This is a genomic window from Nocardiopsis baichengensis YIM 90130 (assembly GCF_000341205.1).
In the GTDB taxonomy this organism is placed as follows: domain Bacteria; phylum Actinomycetota; class Actinomycetes; order Streptosporangiales; family Streptosporangiaceae; genus Nocardiopsis_A; species Nocardiopsis_A halophila.
Genome location: NZ_ANAS01000021.1, coordinates 1 through 5,315 on the forward strand (window position 1 = coordinate 1; position 5,315 = coordinate 5,315).

Consider the following 5,315-nt stretch of genomic DNA (forward strand, 5'->3'; position numbering starts at 1 on the left):
GGGGTCTCGGGCGCCATCGTTCTCCGCTCGTTCGGGTCGCTCGGTCAGGTCGCTCGGCCGGGTGGGGCGGTGGCCGGAGGGCGGCGCGGGCCGGTTCAGTACAGGTCGGACGCGTACCGCTCGCCGGAGGGGCCGTCCGGCGGGTCGGCGCCGGGCCCGGGACGGGCCGCGCGGTCGGGGGAGGAGCGCCAGGAGGGCGTCTGCCCCCACCACTCGGCCAGCCGCTCGTCGGACTCGGCGAAGGCCCGCTCCAGGCGCCCTCGCAGCCGGTCCGGCAGCGCGGTGCGGGGCTGGGCGTTGTGCCGTCCGAACGCCACGCCCGGGCAGTGCCGCACCCCCAGGAACTCCTCCAGCTCGGGGAAGTGCCGCTCGGGCTCGGCGAAGAACCGCTCGCTGTCGACCACGAACATCCGCTCCCGCCCCACGTGCCTCTCCAGGCGCAGGAGCTGGTCGATGTAGCGGCCGCGGGCCACGTAGGCGTGGTGCTGGTGGTGGTAGGAGTGCGCCAGCGGGTCGGCGGCCAGCCGCTCCTCCTCGCCCGCGAGGCGCTCCTCCTCCAGGTCGAGCGCGCGCTCGAACGGCTCGTCCTCGAACCCCCGCGCGCTCTCGTGGCTGTGCGCCGAGTAGGCCCGCTCCACCGGGTCGCGCAGCATCACCACCACCCTCGCCTCGGGCAGGTCGGCGGCGATCCGCTCCGCGCACAGCGGGTGGAACAGGTAGTAGGGGCTGGACTCGCCCACCGCGCCGCCCGCGCCCGAGGCGGCCCGCCGCACGGTGCGGCGCAGCGGGAACCGGCTCCGGTACCAGTCCGTGCCCCGACCGTAGGCGGTGTCGAAGTAGTGCACGCCCTTGCGCAGCGTGGGCCCGAACACCTGGGGGTGCTGCATCAGCGCCTTGAACAGGGAGGTGGTCCCGCACCTCTGGGCGCCGGCGATCAGGAAGTCCGGGAGCGCCCGGGAGCGGCGCCCGAGGTGTCCGGCGAGGTCGGCGGCGGTCAGTGCGGCGTTCTTCAGCGGGGCGGGAACGGGCCGTCCGGCCGTAGGGAAGCGCATGGGTGTCCTCACGTGTCGGAGTGGCGCCCCGCGGCGGGGCGCGAGTGTCGGCGCGGCCGGAGCGGGCGGGCCGCGGCCGCCGGCGCCCGGGTGCGGCGCCGGCGGAGGGTCATCTGCGGGGCCCGGCCTCGTGCGCGGCGCGCTCGCCCAGCCCCTCCAGGGCGGGCAGGAGCCAGTCGTCGACGGCCGCGAGCGGGCTCCCGGCCTCGTCCTGACGGTCCTGCAGGTACCGGGTGGCCAGGTCGACCAGGTACAGCGCCATCACCGCGGGCACCGCGTGCGGGCGCAGCCCCGCATCGGCCAGCAGAGGGTCGCACAGCAGCCGCGCCCCGGTGTCCAGCCAGCGCTGCACGCCCGCCTGCACCCCGGTCTGCACGCACTCGTTGAGCTCGTAGTGCAGCGCGTCCATGCCCAGCGGCACCCCCGACTCCAGCCGCTCCCAGTCCCAGACGAAGGCCCGGCGCGGCGTTCCGGCGATGTTCCACCGGGTGAGGTCGCCGTGCCAGGCCCCGAAGGGCAGCCGCACATCGGGCAGCGCCTCCAGGGCCGCGCGCAGCCGGGGCGCCTCCGGCCGCCCCTCCAGCGCGTCGATGCGCCGCTCCAGCTGCGCCCGGTAGGCGCTGGTGCGCAGGCACCCCTCGCCGAACCCGTCCATCGCGGCGATCTGCAGCACGCTGCGCAGCAGCTGGCGGCGGGTGGGCCGGTCGGTCTGGTCGCCGACCGGCAGCGCCTCCTGCACCAGCAGGGGCCGCCCGTTCCATTCCCCCTCGTGCATCAGCCGCGGCACGGTGACGTCGGGCAGGCGGGCCTCGGCCAGCCGGCGCAGCGCCCGCGTCTCGGCCCGGACCAGGCGCGAGGTGAGCTCGTTGACCCCGACCTTGGCATAGCCCACGGCCCGGCCGGCGGGGGTGAGCAGCAGCAGCACCGGCTTGCGGTTGGCCCGCGGCGGTCCCAGGTGGATCGCGATGACCACGTCCCGGTCCAGGGCGGCGGCCAGGGCGTGCTCGATGGTGTGCCCGCTGCCCACGTGCAGCCGGTCGCGCAGCAGCAGCGGCGCCACCCCGCTGGCGAAGGCGGTGGTGAGCAGCGCCGCCCGCACCCGCTCGCGGAAGGAGTGGCGCTGGGCGAAGGCCGCGATGCCGCGGGCGGCCGCGTAGCGGTTGGTGACCGGGAGGATCACCCGGGGGTTGTGGGCCGAGGGCACCGGCAGGTACTCGCGCACGTACGCGGCGGGGCGGTCGGCGGGCGGCGTGCGCCGGTCCGCGCATTCGGCGCCCCGCCCCAGGAGCCCGCCGCAGGGCCACAGCACCTCGGCCAGGTCCGTCAGATAGGTGGTCTCCCCGTTCACCGCGTGACACCCCCCGCCGCCGCGGCACCGGGGGCCCGCCGCCAGAGCAGGGCGATGCCCGCCATCGTGACCGCCAGCGGTGCCGTCAGCGCGACATAGAAGAACATGTACCAGAAGAGCAGGAGTACCGATAGGAGGGCGGCGGACCCCACCGCGTCCCGTTCGCGCCGGTGGCGCCAGGCGGCCACGGCGAAGAAGGCGGTGAACAGCCCGGTGCCGACCCACCCGTTGGCGATGAGGGTGAGCCAGAACTGTCCGTTGTTGCCGATGGTGTGGTTGCCGCACCCCGGGCACTCCGGGGAGGAGCCGATCGCGATCGACTCCGAGCTGCCCAGCATGTCGCGGGTGGTGCCCCAGCCCAGTACCGGCGACTGGGACGCGGCGTCGACGGCGGCCAGGCTGGTGGCGGTGCGCCCGTCGTCGCTGTGCGGGCTGTCCAGCCGGTCCCGCACCACCTCCATCAGCGGGGAGGCGGCCAGCACCGCGCACAGCGCGGCCACCGCCAGCACCCCGGACAGCGCGGCGGCCGCCCGGCCCGACCGCACCAGCTGCACCAGGGCCAGGACGGCGGTCAGCGCCAGTCCCGCCCACAGCGCGCGGTTGAGCGAGTAGACGATGGGCGCCGCCGAGGCCGCCAGGGCGGCCGCGGCCGCCCACCGGTGCCACCCGCGCCCGGCGATCAGCCAGGCCGCGGCCAGCCAGGGCAGCAGCAGCGACAGCATGTTGCCCCAGGTGTTGGTGTAGGCCCACGGCGCCTTGGGGCGCGGCGTCTCGTAGGCCAGGACGTCGTTCATGATCTGGGACGACGCCGGGTGGATCAGCGCCTGGACGTAGGAGTCCGAGGCGATGCCGGCCGGCAGCAGCACCTCCATCGGCGAGGTGAACGCGAAGTAGGGCGCGGCCAGGCCGAGCAGCCCGCCGGCCGCCGTCGCCACGAACAGCCAGCCGAGCGCCCGGGCGATCCGGAGGTCGGACAGGTGCTCGCGCCCGGTGTTGCCGATGTAGAGCAGCAGTACGGTCAGCGCCAGGTAGTGGCCGAGCCGTACCAGGGCGCCCAGCAGGCCGCCGGACCCGGGAAGGGTCCCCTCGGGCACCATCCCGACCAGCGCCAGCCCGGCGGTCGCCCACAGCAGGAAGAGCGCCCAGAGGCCGAACCCCGGCGGCAACCGGACCCCCTGCGTGCGGTGGCGGCGGGCCAGCTCGACGGCCATGGGGGCGGCGAACGCCCAGAACGCGAAGGGGCCCAGCCCCAGCGCCCACCACAGCGGGTACCCGGCGAACAGCCAGACGACCGGCCATCCCGGCCGGGTGGAGCGCTCCAGCGCGCTCTTCAGAAGCCGTCCGAGGGCCCGTCCGGGGAAGGGCCCCGGCCGGCGGGAGCGGGACGCGGGGCTCTCCGGGTCTGTGGGGTTCGGGTTCGGAGGAGTCGAGGGGCTCGGAGGATTCTCAGGGCCGCCGGGGCGGCGCACTTCGGAAGGCGGCCCCGTTCCGCCCTGGGCCGCGGCGCCCATCAGCGCCCGGCTCCGGCGGGCTCGTCCTCGCGCTGGGCCCCGTCCGCCTCCTCGCGGTCGCCGCCGTTCCCGTCGCCACCGGCAGCGGCGTCGGCGTCGGGCGTGGCCCCGGTATCGGCGGCCGTATCGGACCTCTCGGACGTCTCGGTCTGCTCAGCCGTCTCGGTCTGCTCGGCCGCCTCAGTCGCCTCAGCGGTCTCGGCCTGCCCGGTCGACCGATCCGGTTCGCCGGTCTCGGCGGCCTCGCCCCCGGTCCGGTCCGGCGCCTTCGACGGGGCTCCATCCGTGGTGCCGGACCCGACGGCGCTGTCCGCGCTGCTCTCAGCGCTGCTCTCAGTGCTGTTCTCAGTGCTGCTCTGAGCGGTGCCCTCGGCGGCACCGGTGGCCCCGGCCTGCTCGGCGCGCCCGCGCGCCCGCCGCTCCAGGGCGAAGGCGCCGACCGCCCCTGCGGCCAGCCCCAGCATCCCCCCGGCGGCCACCCACAGCACCGCCTGCGGCGACGAGGGCGACTCCGGCACCGCGGCCGGTGTGAGCACCTGGCCGGGGACCAGCGAGGTTTCGGCCGCGCTCAGCGGCCCGGTCTCGGCGTTGAGGTCGGAGATCTCGCTCTGCACGGCCTCCAGCCGCGCCTCGGCCCGGGCCTGCTTGGCGGCCCCGCCCTTGGCCGCGTCCACGGCCAGTTTCTCCATCCGCTCCGTGCGCGCCTGCGTCTGCTCCTCCAGCGCCGCCAGACGGGCGTCGATGAGTTCGCCGACCCGCGCGCTCCGGTCGTCCAGGTAGGCCGCGGAGACGGCGGCGGCCCCGTCCCGGGCGGCGGTCGCGGTCGGCGCGGAGTAGGAGATCTCCAGCACGCTGCTGTTGGGCGGCACCTCCACCTCCACCCGTTCGCGCAGGTCGGCGGGGTCGGCTCCGCCGCCCAGCCGCTCGGCGGCGGCCGAGGCGACCCGCGCCGAGGTCGCCACCTGGGCCTCGGTGTCCAGGTTGACCTCGCCGTTGGTGCGCCCGGACAGCTCGCCGGTGAGTTCGGCGACCCCGGTGGGGCGCACCTGGACGGCCGTGGTCGAGGTATAGGTGCGCGGCGCGAGGGCGGCCCCGGCCCCCGCCAGCACCAGCCCGGCTGCGGTGGCGGCGGCCACGGCCTTCCAGCGTCGGCGCAGCGTGTCCGCGCAGTCCCTGAGGTCCGGTCCGGCGGCGGAGGTCTCCATGCGGCCCTGGTCCTTCCTTGACTACCACTAGTGGTGAATTTTCGAATACCTAGAGTAGTCGTTTTCGGGCCCGGGGAAGGGGAGCTCGGCCCGTGATTCGAGGACAACCGAAACAGGACACGCCCATGGCGCCGCCCCCGGCGCGCCGGTGGGCCCGCCGCCCGCACCGACACCCTGGTTGATCTCGGGAAAGTCGGGG

General features: G+C 75.9%; 4 protein-coding genes. All 4 read right to left on the minus strand.

Translation table 11 applies throughout. From position 1 onward, the window contains the following. Positions 1-95 precede the first annotated feature (95 nt). The gene (locus tag C892_RS0118060; protein ID WP_017558328.1) at positions 96-1,052 is read right to left on the minus strand and encodes a sulfotransferase family protein; all 957 of its coding nucleotides are present in this window, start codon (positions 1,050-1,052) and stop codon (positions 96-98) included. Between the two features lie 109 nt (positions 1,053-1,161). After that, a complete protein-coding gene (locus tag C892_RS0118065; RefSeq protein WP_017558329.1) occupies positions 1,162-2,400 on the minus strand; it encodes a phosphotransferase in 1,239 nt (412 codons plus the stop codon). Next, complete coding sequence (locus tag C892_RS0118070; protein WP_017558330.1) at positions 2,397-3,911, minus strand: O-antigen ligase family protein; 1,515 nt, start codon at positions 3,909-3,911, stop codon at positions 2,397-2,399. Before C892_RS0118070 ends, C892_RS0118065 begins: the two co-directional genes overlap by 4 nt. Beyond that, the gene (locus C892_RS29160) at positions 3,911-5,116 is read right to left on the minus strand and encodes a Wzz/FepE/Etk N-terminal domain-containing protein (protein WP_051060562.1); all 1,206 of its coding nucleotides are present in this window, start codon (positions 5,114-5,116) and stop codon (positions 3,911-3,913) included. Before C892_RS29160 ends, C892_RS0118070 begins: the two co-directional genes overlap by 1 nt. Positions 5,117-5,315 lie beyond the last annotated feature (199 nt).